This window comes from Shewanella sp. 1CM18E (genome assembly GCF_023161665.1).
Taxonomy (GTDB): domain Bacteria; phylum Pseudomonadota; class Gammaproteobacteria; order Enterobacterales; family Shewanellaceae; genus Shewanella.
In genome coordinates this window covers 46671-62897 of sequence record NZ_JALNTW010000018.1, presented here as the reverse complement: position 1 = coordinate 62897, position 16227 = coordinate 46671, and the positions used below count along the sequence as shown (strand labels likewise).

General features: G+C 41.1%; 18 protein-coding genes. 2 read left to right on the top strand and 16 right to left on the bottom strand.

Annotated features, from left to right (window positions below; translation table 11 throughout):
- Position 1: 1 nt before the first annotated feature.
- From atpH to mioC, 10 genes are all read right to left on the bottom strand, one after another.
- Positions 2-535, bottom strand: coding sequence for a F0F1 ATP synthase subunit delta (gene atpH, locus MSG37_RS18420; protein WP_248472129.1), 534 nt, complete (start codon positions 533-535; stop codon positions 2-4).
- A 16-nt stretch (positions 536-551) separates the two neighbouring features.
- On the bottom strand, positions 552-1022 hold the full coding sequence (gene atpF, locus MSG37_RS18415; RefSeq protein WP_220764201.1) for a F0F1 ATP synthase subunit B: 471 nt from the start codon (positions 1020-1022) through the stop codon (positions 552-554).
- A gap of 26 nt (positions 1023-1048) precedes the next feature.
- A complete protein-coding gene (gene atpE, locus MSG37_RS18410; protein WP_248472128.1) occupies positions 1049-1318 on the bottom strand; it encodes a F0F1 ATP synthase subunit C in 270 nt (89 codons plus the stop codon).
- A gap of 32 nt (positions 1319-1350) precedes the next feature.
- Entirely contained in the window at positions 1351-2181 is an 831-nt protein-coding gene (gene atpB, locus MSG37_RS18405) for a F0F1 ATP synthase subunit A (protein WP_248472127.1), read from the bottom strand.
- 12 nt (positions 2182-2193) lie between these two features.
- Positions 2194-2577 (bottom strand): ATP synthase subunit I, encoded by a 384-nt coding sequence (locus MSG37_RS18400; protein ID WP_248472126.1) that lies wholly within the window; start codon positions 2575-2577, stop codon positions 2194-2196.
- A 223-nt stretch (positions 2578-2800) separates the two neighbouring features.
- Positions 2801-3688 carry a ParB/RepB/Spo0J family partition protein gene (locus tag MSG37_RS18395; protein ID WP_248472125.1) on the bottom strand — a complete coding sequence of 296 codons (888 nt, stop codon included), beginning with the start codon at positions 3686-3688 and terminating at the stop codon, positions 2801-2803.
- 9 nt (positions 3689-3697) lie between these two features.
- On the bottom strand, positions 3698-4486 hold the full coding sequence (locus MSG37_RS18390; RefSeq protein WP_248472124.1) for a ParA family protein: 789 nt from the start codon (positions 4484-4486) through the stop codon (positions 3698-3700).
- A gap of 186 nt (positions 4487-4672) precedes the next feature.
- On the bottom strand, positions 4673-5296 hold the full coding sequence (gene rsmG / locus MSG37_RS18385) for a 16S rRNA (guanine(527)-N(7))-methyltransferase RsmG (protein ID WP_248472123.1): 624 nt from the start codon (positions 5294-5296) through the stop codon (positions 4673-4675).
- A gap of 119 nt (positions 5297-5415) precedes the next feature.
- Positions 5416-7305: a tRNA uridine-5-carboxymethylaminomethyl(34) synthesis enzyme MnmG gene (gene mnmG, locus MSG37_RS18380; protein WP_248472122.1), complete on the bottom strand. Its 1890-nt coding sequence runs from the start codon at positions 7303-7305 to the stop codon at positions 5416-5418.
- A 458-nt stretch (positions 7306-7763) separates the two neighbouring features.
- Positions 7764-8204: an FMN-binding protein MioC gene (mioC, locus tag MSG37_RS18375; protein WP_248472121.1), complete on the bottom strand. Its 441-nt coding sequence runs from the start codon at positions 8202-8204 to the stop codon at positions 7764-7766.
- A 478-nt stretch (positions 8205-8682) separates the two neighbouring features.
- Between mioC and MSG37_RS18370 the strand changes: the two genes are divergently transcribed.
- Complete coding sequence (locus MSG37_RS18370; RefSeq protein WP_248472120.1) at positions 8683-9654, top strand: nucleoside hydrolase; 972 nt, start codon at positions 8683-8685, stop codon at positions 9652-9654.
- A 112-nt stretch (positions 9655-9766) separates the two neighbouring features.
- On the opposite strand, the gene MSG37_RS18365 is transcribed toward MSG37_RS18370, so the two are convergent.
- A complete protein-coding gene (locus tag MSG37_RS18365; protein WP_248472148.1) occupies positions 9767-10408 on the bottom strand; it encodes a LysE family translocator in 642 nt (213 codons plus the stop codon).
- A 309-nt stretch (positions 10409-10717) separates the two neighbouring features.
- On the opposite strand from MSG37_RS18365, the gene MSG37_RS21355 reads away from it, so the two are divergent.
- Positions 10718-11233: a type II secretion system protein gene (locus MSG37_RS21355; protein ID WP_282446722.1), complete on the top strand. Its 516-nt coding sequence runs from the start codon at positions 10718-10720 to the stop codon at positions 11231-11233.
- Between the two features lie 1030 nt (positions 11234-12263).
- Here MSG37_RS21355 and mnmE read toward each other — a convergent pair.
- From mnmE to rpmH, 5 genes are all read right to left on the bottom strand, one after another.
- Positions 12264-13625, bottom strand: coding sequence for a tRNA uridine-5-carboxymethylaminomethyl(34) synthesis GTPase MnmE (mnmE, locus tag MSG37_RS18355; protein ID WP_248472119.1), 1362 nt, complete (start codon positions 13623-13625; stop codon positions 12264-12266).
- A gap of 113 nt (positions 13626-13738) precedes the next feature.
- Positions 13739-15376, bottom strand: coding sequence for a membrane protein insertase YidC (yidC, locus tag MSG37_RS18350; protein ID WP_248472118.1), 1638 nt, complete (start codon positions 15374-15376; stop codon positions 13739-13741).
- A 3-nt stretch (positions 15377-15379) separates the two neighbouring features.
- Entirely contained in the window at positions 15380-15634 is a 255-nt protein-coding gene (gene yidD, locus MSG37_RS18345) for a membrane protein insertion efficiency factor YidD (protein ID WP_084221438.1), read from the bottom strand.
- On the bottom strand, positions 15601-15957 hold the full coding sequence (gene rnpA / locus MSG37_RS18340) for a ribonuclease P protein component (RefSeq protein WP_086020069.1): 357 nt from the start codon (positions 15955-15957) through the stop codon (positions 15601-15603). Before rnpA ends, yidD begins: the two co-directional genes overlap by 34 nt.
- Positions 15958-15971: 14 nt before the next feature.
- Entirely contained in the window at positions 15972-16109 is a 138-nt protein-coding gene (gene rpmH, locus MSG37_RS18335; RefSeq protein WP_011867659.1) for a 50S ribosomal protein L34, read from the bottom strand.
- Between the last annotated feature and the right edge of the window lie 118 nt (positions 16110-16227).

Below are 16227 nucleotides of genomic sequence, written 5' to 3'. Positions count from 1 at the left end.
ATTACGACTGCAGCGTATCAGACAGACGCGAAATTTTTCCGCGGACCGAGCCATCAATGACTAAGTCTCCTGCCGTGATAATTACACCAGCAATAAGGCTGGCATCTATGCTGCAATTCAGCTTAACTTTGCGTGCTAGACGTTTCTCTAGAGAAGCGCTCAGCTCTTGTAGTTGCTCTGAGTTTAGCTCAGTAGCTGAAACGATTTGCGCTTCAACTTCTTTCGCGTACTCACGTTGCATCTCAACAAATTGTTGAGCAACAGCAGGTAGCGCAACTAAACGACCGTTTTCAGCCATTACCTTTAACAGGTTCTGAGCTTGCTCGTTGATTTGCTCGCCACAAACTCCAATAAAGAGTTCTGCAAGCTTATTGCTGGCTATAGCGCCAGACAGTAATGGCTGCATAGCTTCGTTTTCACTAACTAATGCGGCAAAGTTAAGCATTTCTGCCCAACTTTCTACTGCTTTCTGTTCAAGAGCGAAGTCAAAAGCTGCCTTTGCGTAAGGACGAGCGATGGTGGTTATTTCAGCCATAACTCAAGCTCCTTATTTAAAGTTCAGCAACAAGTTTGTTAACTATGTCACTGTGTGCGGCTTCATCAATCGAACGTTCAAGAATTTTCTCAGCGCCAGCAATAGCTAATACAGCTACTTGCTTACGTAGATCTTCTTTCACGCGATTACGTTCGTTTTCAATTTCAGCGTGGCCCTGAGCGATGATTTTCGCACGCTCGGTATCAGCTTCAATTTTTGCTTCATCAACGATTTGAGCTTTGCGTTTATTTGCTTGCTCAATAATTTCGTTTGCTGTTGCTTTAGCGTCTTTCAGCTGCTCTGTGGCTTTCACCTGAGCTAGCTCTAAATCTTTTGCAGCACGTCCTGCATCAGCTAGACCATCAGCAATTTTCTTCTGGCGTTCTTCGATGGCGTTCATCAATGGCGGCCATACAAACTTCATGCAAAACCACACAAAGAGAAGAAAAGATATCGCTTGGCCTAGCAGGGTAGCGTTAATACTCATAACGACAACTCCTTTTAAGGGGACGATTAGCCAGGTAGAAATGCACTTAATTGACCCACAAACGGGTTAGCGAAGACGAAGAATAATGCAACACCAACTGCAATCATTGAGATCGCATCAAGTAGACCAGCTACGATGAACATTTTAGTTTGAAGTGCAGGAGCAAGCTCTGGTTGACGAGCAGAAGCTTCTAGGAATTTACCACCTAGAATAGCAAAGCCAATACCAGTACCTAGCGCTGCTAAGCCGATCATAATTGCAACAGCGATTGCTGTAAAGCTAATTACAGTTTCCATTTTATCTCCGATAAATATCTAATTTTAATAAATTAATGGTCTTCATGTGCCATGCTTAGATATACAATCGTAAGCATCATGAAGATAAACGCCTGAAGCACAATTACCAAAATATGGAAAATGGCCCAAGGCACTGATAATGCAAACTGAGCCCACCAAGGCATCAGCGCTATCAGAATAAAGATCAACTCACCTGCATACAGGTTACCAAACAGACGAAGCGATAATGAAATCGGCTTCGCAACCAAGGTTACTGTTTCCAAAACAAAGTTGATTGGAATTAGTGCCCAATGATTGAAAGGCTGCATAGTCAGTTCTTTAGTGAACCCACCAATCCCCTTTACCTTGATACTGTAGAAAACAATTAACGCGAATACACTTAGAGCTAAGCCCAAAGTAACGTTCAAGTCAGTTGTAGGTACAATCTTTAGGTAAGGTACGCCTAATAATCTGTTTGCGGCCTCAGGTACAAAGTCAACTGGGATCAAGTCCATTAAGTTCATCAGGAAAACCCAGACGAAAATAGTTAGACCTAATGGTGCGATAACTGCATTTTTCCCATGGAATGAGTCTTTTACAATTTTATCAACACCTTCCACGCACATTTCAACAAAACATTGAAGCTTGCCTGGAACGCCAATAGTTGCCTTTTGTCCTACTTTGTAGAATAACCACAAAAATAGAACACCTAGACCAACTGAAAACAAAAGTGAGTCAATGTGCCAAGTCCAAAATCCTGCATCTTGACATGCATGGTTAAAAGCAATTCCACCATCAGCGGAACACATTTTCGCATTAGTCAGGTGATGCTGGATATAGCCGGAAGCCGTTACAGTTAACGTGTCATCCCCAGTTGTCGCCATGATTAATCTCACTTAATTTTGTTTGATGTATAAAGGAGCTATCCAAGGCACGATTAACACAAGTAGATAACTGACGAATAACGGCATAAATGCCGACTTCATCAAACCAAATGCCAGTGAAAATAACACAATGGTTAATAGCAACTTTACCGCTTCCCCCAGGAAAAAAGACCGTACGACTTTTCCTGATGCTTGTGCTCCCGCATGGGAAAAAGCTAGGGTTGCGAATACAAAATTAGGGAGTACTGCAATGACACCACCTGCCAAAGCAGATAAGCCATACGGCCCCCCCCACATAGCAAAAAAGAAAATTGAAACACATCCAGCCATCGCTGCCTGTAGTAAAACCAATTTATAGGCTGACCATCGGCCACGACGTGCTAAAACCTTGCTCAATTTATCTTCTCCGCATTATAACTTCTTGTTTCGATGACCGGATTACAAATATCCGTCCAAACTCGAGGTACAAAAAGCTTGCGAAAGTATACCGTTTCAAGCTTTCAAAGCAAGTTTAACTGTTAGAAAAAGGAGACTTTTAGCGTGATCTACGCCAAAAGTCTAAAAGTATAAGATTAACGAATGTCACAAAATTACATAATATAGTGTTAACTTTGTTTTTTTAGCGGATTTTGCTGATAATACCCTCTAATTCAGCCAAGTTTTGGTAGTTTATTACCATTTTACCTTTACCCTTTTTATTGTGAGTCAAAGATACCTTAGCGCCCAGCCTTTCAATTAATTGCGTCTCTAAACGCACCACATCATGATCTTTAGCTGGTTTTTCGACGATTTCAGTTTGGTTTAAGGTTTTATTCACCAATCGTTCTGTTTCACGAACTGTTAATTCTTTAGAAACGACCAATCGAGCCAAATTTGTTTGCTCGTCACCGCTAATTGCAAGCAGTGCTCGGCCATGGCCCATATCAATATCGCCATACTCAAGCATACGCTTAACAGGCTCATTTAAGCCATTAAGTCTTAGCAAATTTGAGACCGTTGCCCGAGATTTTCCTACTGCATCAGCAATTTGCTGATGAGTTAACTCAAACTCTTCAATTAAACGATTTAAGGCAATCGCTTCTTCCATCGCATTGAGGTCTTCACGCTGAATGTTTTCAATCAGCGCGATGGCCACAGCGGCTTCATCAGGCACTTGCTTAACGATACAAGGAATTTGCGCTAGACCTGCAAGTTGAGATGCGCGCCAGCGACGCTCACCAGCAATAATTTCATAGCTTTCAGGTGATACCTTACGCACTACGATAGGCTGGATAACACCTTGCGCTCTAATAGACTCAGCCAGCTCTTCTAATGCTTCTGGCGCCATATCTTTACGCGGCTGATATTTACCAGGCTGCAGTCTATCGATGTCTAACATAATCAGATCATCGTTTTTAATATCTTGCTCTGCGGCTGTAGCAACAGGCTCTGCTCGCTTACTTGCTGCTTGGCTAGTACTTAAAAGTGCATCAAGCCCTTTACCCAAGCCTCTTTTTTTCAATGTCATTTTTTATCCTTAAACTTGCTCAGCCTGGGTAAGTTGCTCTGCACGACGAATTATTTCGCCTGCTAGTGCCAGATAGGCTTTGGCCCCTGCGCTCGATTTATCATAATACATTGCTGGTGCACCAAAACTTGGCGCTTCAGCTAAACGAACATTCCTTGGGATCACAGTGCGGTAAACTTTTTCACCAAAGTGTTGTTTCAATTGGTCAGAAACATCATTAGATAGGCGGTTACGAGGATCGTACATGGTACGTAAGATCCCTTCGATATGCAGACCAGGGTTAACCATCGCTCCTAACTTGCTAATGGTGTCCATTAACGCTGTTAAACCTTCTAACGCGTAATATTCACATTGCATTGGCACCAACACAGAGTCGGCTGCAGACATAGCATTAACGGTTAGCATGTTTAACGATGGTGGGCAGTCGATGAAAATAAAATCATAATCATCTTTGATAGGGGCAAGTGCATTGCGAAGACGGATCTCGCGGGCAAAAAACTCCATAAGTTTGATTTCAGCCGCGGTCACATCACCGTTACCGGCGATAAGATCATATTTCCCGTTCGTATCTCGGCAAACAACGTCTTCAAACGCTTTTTCTTCAACCAATAATTCATAGGCAGTATTTTCGACTTCATACTTGTCGATTCCACTTCCCATGGTCGCATTACCTTGCGGATCGAGATCGATCAACAAAACACGGCGCTTAGTTGCTGCTAATGAAGCTGCTAAATTTACACAAGTTGTTGTTTTTCCGACGCCACCTTTCTGGTTGGCCACGGCAATCACTTTACCCACAATATCACCCTGTAAGTCACTTTTATTATATTTCTAAACAGTGCATTGCTTAGAAATTTAGCGCACAAATCTAATGGTTATTAGTCTTAAATTGCTTGAAGTGCTGAAAGATTGCAAATTTCAGCACCTTAAGCAACATAGCTTACTCCATCTAGTCTTTTATTATCGTGACTTAGACAAACAAGCTTAATCTTGCTTGATCACACGCAGCAGATGGCGCTGCTCATCAAGTTTAGGAACTTTTAGCTCAAATGTATCAGTTACCACAAAGCCAGCAGGCAATTGTGACATTTCTTCTTCGCTTAATTGGCCTTTTAGCGCGTAAAAACAACCATCTGCTTTTGGCAAATGGTGGCACCAATGCAACATATCTTGAATTGATGCAAACGCACGGCTCAATACACCATCAAATAGCTCTTCTGGCTGATAAGCTTCAACGCGGCTTTCAACAGAAGAAATATTATTGATACCTAGCTCAAACTGCACCTGCTTTTGAAAACGAATGCGCTTGCCTAAACTATCAAGTAATACAAATTCTTTATCTGGATTTAAGATTGCAAGTGGGATCCCCGGTAAACCTGGGCCCGTTCCAACATCAATAAAGCGTTGCCCAACAAGATGAGGAGATACCACTAAACTATCCATGATGTGACGGATCAGCATTTGCTCAGGATCGCGCACAGAAGTGAGGTTAAATGCCTTATTCCATTTGTTGAGCATACCAACAAAGTCTACCAGCTGCTGTTTTTGGTGTTCAGTAGCAGTCAGGCCTACTTCGGCTAAATAATCATTTAATTGGGCAGATAACACTTTGTGTGTCCTCAAAATAGAGCAATTCAGAAATCAATCGGTATTATGAAGTGCTGAAATGATGAAAGGAAGCCTTCAGACTTCCCTTTATCATACAAAACTACCGAATATACGGCGTATTAAGCGCTTTTACGTAATAAACCGCGTTTTTTAAGGTGTACCAGTAAGATTGAAATAGCAGCTGGTGTCATGCCTGAAATACGCGATGCCTGACCAATCGTTTCAGGTTTATGCTCATTCATCTTAGCAATTACCTCATTCGATAAACCAGGTACTTCTTGGTAATCCAGATCTAGCGGCAATAGGGTTGTTTCATGACGGATCGCTTTATCGATCTCACCTTGTTGGCGCTGAATATAACCAGAATATTTCACTTGGATCTGAACTTGCTCTGCAGCTCGTTGATCTTCAAGTGCTGGACCAAATCCTTCAATTGCCATTAGTTTAGGATAATCCATTTCTGGACGACGTAATAAATCTTCAAATGTCGCTTCACGGGTGATCGGCGTATTCAAATGTGGATTTAATGCGCTAACTAGTGGCGAATTAGGGTGGATCCATTGGCTGCGCAGGCGTTGTAGTTCAGTTTCAATAGATTCCATTTTTTCGCTGAACATTGCCCAACGCTTATCATCAACTAACCCAAGCTCACGGCCTTTTTCAGTTAGACGTAAATCAGCGTTATCTTCGCGTAATAACAAACGGTATTCCGCACGGCTAGTGAACATGCGGTATGGTTCTTTAGTTCCTAGGGTTGATAAATCATCAACCAATACGCCTAGGTAAGCTTGATCGCGACGTGGGCACCAAGCTTCTTTGCCTTGAACTTGCAGTGAAGCGTTCATACCGGCTAATAAACCCTGAGCACCTGCTTCTTCGTAGCCAGTAGTACCGTTGATCTGACCAGCAAAGAACAAACCACTAATGGTTTTAGTTTCTAATGAATTTTTAAGATCACGCGGATCAAAATAATCATATTCAATTGCATAACCAGGACGCATGATTTCAGCATGCTCCATGCCTTTGATTGAGCGAACTAAATTCAACTGCACATCAAATGGCAAGCTAGTTGAAATACCGTTTGGATAAATTTCAGTGGTATTTAAACCTTCTGGCTCAATAAAAATTTGGTGCGATGTTTTATCAGCAAAGCGATTAACTTTGTCTTCGATAGAAGGGCAATAGCGTGGGCCAATACCTTCGATAACACCTGAATACATTGGGCTACGGTCTAATCCGCCACGAATAATATCGTGAGTTCGCTCATTGGTATGCGTGATATGACAAGACACTTGCTCTGGATGATCGTTTACATCACCGATGAAAGACATAACTGGCAATGGATCATCGCCTTTTTGTTCTGTCATCAATGAAAAATCAATAGTGTTTGCATCGATACGTGGTGGGGTACCGGTTTTTAAACGGCCAACACGAATTGGTAACTCACGTAATCTATGAGCCAATGCGATTGCTGGCGGATCACCAGCACGACCACCGCTGTAGTTTTCAAGACCTATGTGGATCTTACCGCCTAGGAATGTACCTGCAGTCAATACAACTGCAGGTGCTTCAAACGCTAAGCCCATCTGGGTTACTACACCGATAACTTTTTCATTTTCAACAACAAGATCATCTACTGCTTGTTGAAAAATACGTAAGTTTGGTTGGTTTTGTAAGATCGCTTGGATCTTATTACGGTAAAGCGCTCTATCAGCTTGTGCTCGAGTTGCACGAACTGCTGGCCCTTTACTTGAATTCAATGTACGAAATTGAATTCCTGCATAGTCAGTAGCGACTGCCATTGCGCCACCTAAGGCGTCAATTTCTTTGACTAAGTGTCCTTTACCTATGCCGCCGATAGCAGGGTTACAGGACATTTGTCCTAAAGTATCTATGTTATGGGTCAGTAACAGCGTTTTGGAGCCCATTCTAGCTGAAGCTAACGCCGCTTCAGTACCAGCATGACCACCACCAACAACGATTACATCAAACCGTTCATGAAATTGCATTCGACAGCCTTCGATTCGTAAAAGGATAAATAGTTTTTGAGCAGATCATTTTAGCACTTGCTTTGCTTAAGGTGAACGATCTATTTCGCTTGTTTTGATCAGCATGGATCCGCTTAATAGATCTTAAGATCTTTATATAGATCTCTTATTATGTTTACTATTAGGATCGCTGTTTTCGGTGGATAACTCTAATTTCTCTTTATATTCAATAGATAACGTTAAAATGATCTTGTGATCTGATCGCGATCTAACTGGATTAAGCTTGTGGGTAGATCGCCTACTTATCCACAAGGTGGATCATTGAGCAGATCGGATGTGAATTAATACAAGCGTTGATCAGATCAAAATAATAGCTTATCCACATATTTATTAAATTAATAAGTTTTATGTGGATAAGTGTGATCAAATCTGTGAGTTATTATTCATATCGGTGGGAAGATCATTTTTGAATATGATCTTTAAATTTTGGCTTGCCACTCGCTAAGCCATGATAATGCTGCTTCTTCTGCAATTGGATTATATTGCACATCGATCTGGATCTTATCCACAAATACTTGTGCACTGCACAAATCTAGCTGTTCAATCAGTTTTTCAGGGCCTTGGCAAAAAGTGTCATAACTTGAATCGCCAATCGCACATAAAGCATATTTTACTGTGCTCAGATCCGGTTTGTTGGCTTGGATCTCTTCGAAAAAAGGCAAGATATTGTCTGGAAGATCACCTGCTCCATGAGTAGAAGATACGATGATCCAAAGTGAATCTTTGCTTAATTCGCTTAAATTAGGGGTTAAATGTATTAAGGTTTCATGGCCTAAATCACTTAATTGATCTGATATTTCATCTGCAACATATTCGGTACCACCGAGAGTTGTACCTACTAAAATCTCTACTTTTGCCATTCTGTATCCTAATTATTACTTTCAAATAGCGCTAAAAATTGTTGTTAACAAGCCTTTTGAACACCTATTTATAGGTAAACTCATGCATGAGAACAGTAAAATAGTGCTGTTTACCTACTCTAAATCGCTTGCCAAACTAGACTCTAGCCTGACTCATTTCTGGTATTGATTGGTATTATATAGCTTAGTGCTGATGTACATGATAAGTGAAATTAGACTAAGGGTCTTATTACTTATATTGCTTTAGCTACATATGTATGGATTGAATCACTGCTTATTGTGCTGGAAATTTATCAAGGATCTGGCTGTTCGAAGTCAGTTAGATGGGATAAATAGGCTGTTTTTTACAGCAGTCGGTGCATTGTAGAGTTGTAGATTTTTGTAGCTTAAAATCTCTATCACGTTTATCTAAAGCTTATAAAGGTATCTTAGCGGGCTACCCATACAATAAAAGATCTACAAATAGGATTTGAATAAAATGATAAACAAGATAATTCTCGATAGCGATCCGGGAATTGATGATGCAATGGCAATTCTTTTTGCTGAAGCACACCCTGCAATCGAATTGAAGGCTATTACCACAGTTTACGGTAATGCAACCATCGAAAATGGCACAAATAACGCATTATATTTAAAACAAAAATATGGTTTTAAAGCTGATATCGTCCAAGGTACAGATAGACCTTTAGTACGCGATCCTGTTGGGCCTACAGTTGTGGTACATGGCGAAACGGGTTTTGGTGACGTACATGCGCCTACAGATCTAACTGTTAAAGCAGATCCTCGTCCAGCCTATCAATACATTATTGATGCGGTAAAAGCCGAACCAGGTGAAATCACTTTAGTAGCTGTAGGGCCTCTCACTAACCTAGCATTAGCACTTGAAGCGGCTCCAGAGATCGCCTCTCTAGTTAAAGAAGTTGTAGTCATGGGCGGTGCGTTTGGTATGAACGACCATCGTGGCAATGTTACGCCGTATGCTGAGGCTAATATTCACGACGATCCTCATGCCGCTGATATCGTATTTACAGCAGCTTGGCCTGTGGTTGTTATTGGTCTGGATGTCACTGAAGAAAGCTTCTTTAGTAAAGATTATCTTGATCAACTGCGTGATGACGCTGCTGAAGTTGGTCAGTTTATTTGGGATATTAGTCGTTACTATTTGAAGTTCTATTCTGAAAAAGTAGGCTTAGAAGGCTGTCATGTGCATGATCCATCAGCTATTGCCTATGTTATCGATCCTAGCTTATTCACGTTACGTGAAGGTCCAGTTCGCGTGGTAACTGATGGCCCGGCGGAAGGGTTAACTATTCAGAAGTTTGATCAGCGCCGTTATCAGCATGATGACTGGGCATCAAAACCAGCGCAAAAGGTTGGGGTAGCAGTACGCGACCAAGCTTTACTTGAGTTATACCGTGAAACAATTATTGAATACGGTCATCGTAAATAGACACTAAAGTGAAGTTATCACTATGAAAAAGCGGAGATTAATCTCCGCTTTTTATTATACCAATCATTACAACCAAAATTAGCTCTGAGTAGAGCACACTCTTTACACTGATTTAGCTAATGTTTTGTACTTGCGATGCCAGTAGCCAAATAGCCAATATAAAGAAGATCCCACCCATAAACTTATTCTGATAAGTTCTAAATTTTTCACTGTTTAGCAATGGTTTACCTACTGTACCGACCAATGCTACGAGTAGTAAATTAAAAGCTAATCCCATGGCATTGAGTAATAAACCTAGTGCTAGCATTTGTTCGCCAGAGCTAGCTGTTAGCTGAGTTGAGACAAATTGCGGCAAGAACAATACAAAGAATATTAGTGCTTTAGGATTTAATAGATTGCTGACAACTGCACGCTTATATAGCAACTTTGCTAAGTTATTTTGTTGGCTTATTTCTGGTGCTTCAGCAGCAGAACTTCGAATACAGTCCCAGCCCATTTTTAATAAATATGCCGCGCCAAGAACACGTAATACCTCTAAAGCCATTGGGTTCATAGCGATAACAGCTGATACACCCATAGCAGCCAGCAAAGTTAAGATTAGGCCAGAGGTAGCGTTACCAAAGCTGGCATAGACACCCACTTTTTTACCGTAGCTTAGGCTGGAGCTTGCAATTAAAAGCATGTCCGGACCAGGTATAAGAAGGAGGGCGACAACAGTAGTTAAATATAGTGGCAATAGAGCCAAATCGATCATCATATATATGCAGGTATAAAGTGTGCGCTGAAAACAAGGCGCGGATTCTACAGTGATCGAATTGGAATGAAAGTGATACAGCTAGTAAAAATTGCGACCGAATTGGCATACTTTGTTTACGCTGGTTTTTATATAACTTTTTTCGAGCTAGGCATTACTCATTTATCACCATTTTAAGCGTATATTTAGTTTTTCTAGCTTTGATTTTGATTGTTAATTATTAGTGGTGAAATTAGGGCATTCGATATTAAATTACCAAGCTATTTTGTATAATGCAGTATTGAATTTGTTAATTTAAAGTAGGGTTGAATGAAGAAAAATGGTTTTACTCTTATAGAGTTAGTAGTAACTATTATTATATTGGCCATACTTTCTGTTATTGCTGTTCCCAAGTTTATCGGTTTGCAGTCAGATGCTAGGCTTGCCTCGCTACAAGGCTTAAAAGCTGAGATGCACGGAGTGATGAGTGTACTTTACCCAAAATCTGTTTTTCAGGGATTAGAGAATAAACCTAAGCCTGACAAAGACAATGGCGAGGAAAACTTTATTGTTATTGATGGGGTAAAGGTCGATTTAGTGTATGGCTATCCTGCTGCAGATGCTGCTAACAGCTGGAGCAAGTTGATTATGGCTAAATTTGAGGACTCGCAATTTAATCCTGAACGTCCAGCCGATTGGTATTTCCAAAATAATCCAGCTGAAAATTTTATTCTATTCATGCCACAAACGAAGAAGTTTAAAGGTGATAATTGCTACCTTAAATATACTGAAGCGCAGAGTCCTACCACACCACCTATTTTCGAAATCCTTGATAGTGGTTGTTAATCATAATTGTTCAAGTTTTTAGCTAAACGATTAGAGCAAATTTAATTAAAGTTCATTTAAAACAAATATTTAATTTGATGCCGCTTATAGCGGTAATCACTGCATTATTTAACAGCTTAGTTTATTCGCTCAAGCTAGAGAGTGCTCTTGTCTTGGTACTGTAAAAAGTAGATTTTTAACGTTCTAGTTAAGTATTTCCTAGATAGATAAACCATACTTTTCGTGCTTATAAGGTAAGAACGATTTACATCATTTAAGTAGCCCTTTTCCAATTAAAGTATCGAGTTGGTTTCACGTGGAACTAAGTTTTACATTTTATTTGTGCTGATAGGCTTTACTTTTCCCTAGTCCAAACGATGGCTAATTTGAAGTTTTTTAGAGTTTAATATCGGGCTTAATGATCACCTTTTTGGTTTTATGCTTGAGTTGTAAACTAGCTATCGATCGTTTGCGTTTTTTTCTGAGTATAACTTATCGAAAAAGATCCAATTCTCCGGGATAACTCTAAACTATTTTCAAAAGTTAATATCAATAAAATCTATGTAAATCATAGTCTTGATTTGTATTTGTTAGTGTTGTTAGGATCTATCCACAGATCGTATTTACTTGTTGATATCTCTGTTGATACTTATCTAATATTTATTGGCTACGATCTTTATTTTTAAGTTTGAGATCAATGTTGATCGCAGTTACAGCAATTTGTACTTATGTCGATCTATTACTCGTCACTTTTGGGCTTTGTTGCCTAGCGCTCAGGGGGCGAAGTAAACAGCTAAAATGCGTCTGTAGCTTTTGTTGATAGTGATGCTGCAAAAGAGGGGATTTGAGATAAGTTATCGAATGAGCCTGTAGTTAAATTTAATACTAATCAGTGTAGAGCGCTCTTTAGTAAGCTGATTTAAAGTGAATATCGGAAACAATGGTTACTCATCTGAGAAGTTATAACGGTCGATATAATAAAAAAGCGACGGTAGGGCTAACTACAGTCGCTTTGATTGCTGCTTAAGCGTATTGGTGAGTTTACTAAGTGTTACTTACCAATACAGAACGAGCTGAAGATTTTTCCTAGTAGATCATCAGAAGTAAATTTACCAGTGATCTCAGATAATGCCATTTGGCACATACGTAGTTCTTCGGCTAGTAGCTCGCCTGCGAAATATACTTCCAGTTGTTCTTTACCCAACATTAAATGGCTGCTGGCTAAATCGAGTGCTTCTAAGTGACGGCGGCGAGCAATAAATCCACCTTCTAGATTGCTCTGGTAACCCATTAGTGACTTTAAGTGTTGTTTTAGATCTTCTACGCCTAAACCTGTTTTAGCTGAAATGCGATAAACGCTATGACCAGCTTCTTGGGTTACAGCAAGATCTTCACCGGTTAGATCGGCTTTGTTACGCACAACGGTTACGCCTAAATTAGTTGGTAGACGATCAATAAAGTCAGGCCAGATTTCATGTGGATCAACTGCATTGGTTGTGGTGCCGTCAACCATGAATAGCACGCGATCGGCAGTTTTTATCTCATCCCAAGCACGCTCAATACCGATTTTTTCAACGGTGTCTGCGGTATCGCGTAAACCTGCAGTGTCGATAATATGCAGCGGCATACCATCTAAGTGAATGTGTTCCCGTAGCACGTCACGTGTGGTACCGGCAATCTCAGTTACAATGGCAGACTCTTTACCAGCAAGGGCGTTGAGTAAGCTCGACTTACCTGCATTAGGCCGGCCAGCAATAACCACCTTCATACCTTCACGGATAATTGAACCTTGCTTAGCACTGGCTTGGACACCGTCTAATTGGCCGATAATGCCATTAAGAGAAGCAGCGATTTTACCATCAGATAAGAAGTCGACTTCTTCGTCTGGAAAATCAATTGCAGCCTCGACGTATAAGCGCAGGTTGGTGACCTTTTCGACTAAATCGTGTACTTGAGTAGAGAATTCACCCTGAAGCGAGTTTAAGGCGCTTTTAGCGGCTTGTTCACTGGTGGCATCGATTAGGTCAGCAATGGCTTCTGCTTGGGTTAAATCAAGTTTGTCGTTCATAAAAGCTTGTTCGCTAAACTCACCTGGTTTAGCAATACGTAGTCCGTCGACTTCCATAACACGCTTGATCAGCATATCAAGCACAATTTGGCCGCCGTGACCTTGCAGCTCTAATACGTCTTCACCGGTAAATGAATTTGGACCTTTAAAGAACAGTGCAATGCCTTGATCAATAACCTCGCCATCATGATCTTTAAAGTCACAGTAATCTGCATAACGAGTTTTAGGAATATGCCCTAGTACGGCCATAGCAACATTGCTGGCTAGGTCGCCTGATACGCGAATAATACCTACGCCACCACGCCCTGGAGCGGTCGCTTGTGCCACGATAGTATCTGTAGTCATTACTGTGTTTCCTAATCTGATTTTCAGCGGGTTAAAAATATTGTCTCTACATAGAAAGCAAAAAAGCGGTCAATACTCAGTATTGACCGCTTTTTGTTAGTCAGAGCTAAAGGTTATTTTAACCCTTTTTTCTCTAGACCAGCATAGATAATTTTCTGCTGGGTAATCGCTACTAAGTTACCTACCAACCAGTATAGAACCAGACCAGCTGGGAACCATAGGAAGAATACGGTAAAGATTACTGGCATCCACTGCATCATCTTAACTTGCATTGGGTCCATCGTCGGTGCCATTGGTTGCATCTTCTGCATAATGAACATCGAGATACCCATTAGGATTGGCAATACATAGTATGGATCTTGTACTGACAAGTCAGTAATCCAAAGCATGAATGGCGCGTGACGTAATTCAACGCTTTCTAGTAGTACCCAGTAAAGTGCGATGAAGATTGGCATCTGTAGCAAGATTGGAAGACAGCCACCCATAGGGTTAACTTTTTCTTTCTTGTACAGTTCCATCATAGCTTGACCCATCTTCTGACGGTCATCACCAAAGCGTTCTTTTAGTTCAGCTAGTTTAGGCTGTAGATTACGCATTTTCGCCATAGAGGTGTATTGCGCTTTCGTTAGCGGGTATAGCAAACCACGAACAGTTAGGGTGATTAGGATAATCGCAATACCCCAGTTACCAACGATTGATTGGAAGAACATCAATAGTTTGTAAATTGGTACCGCTAACCACCATAGGAAACCGTAATCAACTACTAGATTCAAAGAATCTGATAGTGCTGAAAGTGCTTCTTGATCCTTAGGACCAACATAGAATTCAGCTTTAATACTTTGCTCGCTACCTGGTGCGATATCGTATAGTGCACCACGGAAACCGATATTAGCTAAACCACCAGCACTAATACTTGAGAAGATAATGTTTTTATCATTCGCAGGTGGTACCCAAGCAGATACAAAGTAGTGTTGTAGCATAGCAACCCAGCCACCAAGTGTCGCTTTGTCTAGGTTGTTATCAGCCATGTCATCAAAAGTGTACTTTTCATAGCGAGTGTCAGTCGTTGAGAACGCTGCGCCACGATAAGTCGGCATCATCATGCTGCTTTCGCTTTCTTTGATGCTGTGTTTGATTTGACCATACATCTGCACTTGAAGCTGTGCATCTGAAGTGTTGTTGATTTTGTAATCAACAGCGATGTTGTACTTACCGCGAGTGAATTCAAAGACTTTAGTGTAAGTCACACCCTTGTCGCTAACAAAAGTTAGCGGCACGTTTAGTGTGTCTTGGCCTTCTGCCAATTTGTATTCACGTGATGCGCTGTCAAAGTGAGCTCGACCTTTTACAGAGCTGTCGATACCGTCACGACCAATTAGGCCACTTTGCGCGATGTAATAGATATCGTTTGTTTGCTCTAGAAGAACGAATGGGTCGTCTCCATTTTCCTCAAGTTTGTGAGAAAGTAGTGCAGAGTAAACAATATCACCACCAACAGGATCAATTTTGATTTCTAGTTGGTCAGTAATAACTGTGATGAGTTCTTTAGATGCAGCCACAGTTTCTGGTACCGCTGAATCGGCATCAGGGACGTCTGAACTATGGGCGTCAGCAACTGTAGAAGCTGGAATAGAAGATTGTGTTTGAGCTGCAACCGCCGGTTGAGGAGCTTTATCTGCTTGCCACTGTTGCCACAGTAGAAAGCTGACAAACAGTAAACCGATCAGCAATATATTGCGTTGAGATTCCATAACCTATTTATCGCACCTATGTTTTTTGTTAGGGACGGGGTCTTCACCGCCCGGATGTAAAGGGTGACATTTTAATATGCGTTTACCTGCAAACCAACACCCTTTCACCACTCCATGCAATCGAATTGCTTCAATTGCGTAATGTGAACACGTTGGATTGAACCTACAACGAGGCCCCAGCATGGGGCTTATGAGTAGTTGGTAACCACGAATAATCGTAGTCGCTAGCCATTGTAACGGCGAGAGAGTTTTCGCCATAGCTTTTCTACTAAGTTTTTAAGTTCTGCGTTTTCCATATCAAGCACGCCATTCCTTACAAGCACCACGATATCCACAGCGGGTAGATCATGCTGGTGTAAACGGAAATTATCTCTAATTATGCGTTTAATACGGTTACGTTGGTTTGCTTTTTTGACATAACGCTTGGCAACAGTTAGTCCTAAACGTGGGTGTTGTTCAGAATTAGGAATTGCAAGTAAGGTTATTTCAGCGGAGGACGCTTTGATAGGTTTGGTAAATACAGATTTAAATTGCGCGGGAGTTAACAAACGTAACTCCCGCGTAAAGGTGTAGCTAGTCACTTGCATTTCTACGATTACGCAGAAAGACGAGCGCGACCTTTAGCACGGCGACGTGCGATGACCTTACGGCCACCTACTGTAGCCATACGAGCGCGGAAGCCGTGAGAACGCTTGCGCTTCAGGTTGCTAGGTTGAAAAGTACGTTTACTCATTATGGCAATCCGTCTTTGTTAGGTTAATAATCCTTAAATTCTATAAAATAGAACTAAGGGCAAAAAAGAGGCCGAATTGTAATCACTTTAGTTATGCGCGTCAACTACGAATCAGCGC

Excerpts from the sequence above, each read along its gene's own strand:
- mnmG (WP_248472122.1), bottom strand. The coding sequence starts at position 7,305 with ATGCAATTTCATGAACGGTTTGATGTAATCGTTGTTGGTGGTGGTCAT.
- MSG37_RS21355 (WP_282446722.1), top strand. The coding sequence starts at position 10,718 with ATGAAGAAAAATGGTTTTACTCTTATAGAGTTAGTAGTAACTATTATT.
- mnmE (WP_248472119.1), bottom strand. The coding sequence starts at position 13,625 with ATGACTACAGATACTATCGTGGCACAAGCGACCGCTCCAGGGCGTGGT.
- yidD (WP_084221438.1), bottom strand. The coding sequence starts at position 15,634 with ATGGCGAAAACTCTCTCGCCGTTACAATGGCTAGCGACTACGATTATT.
- atpH (WP_248472129.1), bottom strand. The coding sequence starts at position 535 with ATGGCTGAAATAACCACCATCGCTCGTCCTTACGCAAAGGCAGCTTTT.
- MSG37_RS18365 (WP_248472148.1), bottom strand. The coding sequence starts at position 10,408 with ATGATCGATTTGGCTCTATTGCCACTATATTTAACTACTGTTGTCGCC.
- atpE (WP_248472128.1), bottom strand. The coding sequence starts at position 1,318 with ATGGAAACTGTAATTAGCTTTACAGCAATCGCTGTTGCAATTATGATC.
- MSG37_RS18370 (WP_248472120.1), top strand. The coding sequence starts at position 8,683 with ATGATAAACAAGATAATTCTCGATAGCGATCCGGGAATTGATGATGCA.
- MSG37_RS18395 (WP_248472125.1), bottom strand. The coding sequence starts at position 3,688 with ATGACATTGAAAAAAAGAGGCTTGGGTAAAGGGCTTGATGCACTTTTA.
- rpmH (WP_011867659.1), bottom strand. The coding sequence starts at position 16,109 with ATGAGTAAACGTACTTTTCAACCTAGCAACCTGAAGCGCAAGCGTTCT.
- atpF (WP_220764201.1), bottom strand. The coding sequence starts at position 1,022 with ATGAGTATTAACGCTACCCTGCTAGGCCAAGCGATATCTTTTCTTCTC.
- atpB (WP_248472127.1), bottom strand. The coding sequence starts at position 2,181 with ATGGCGACAACTGGGGATGACACGTTAACTGTAACGGCTTCCGGCTAT.
- yidC (WP_248472118.1), bottom strand. The coding sequence starts at position 15,376 with ATGGAATCTCAACGCAATATATTGCTGATCGGTTTACTGTTTGTCAGC.
- mioC (WP_248472121.1), bottom strand. The coding sequence starts at position 8,204 with ATGGCAAAAGTAGAGATTTTAGTAGGTACAACTCTCGGTGGTACCGAA.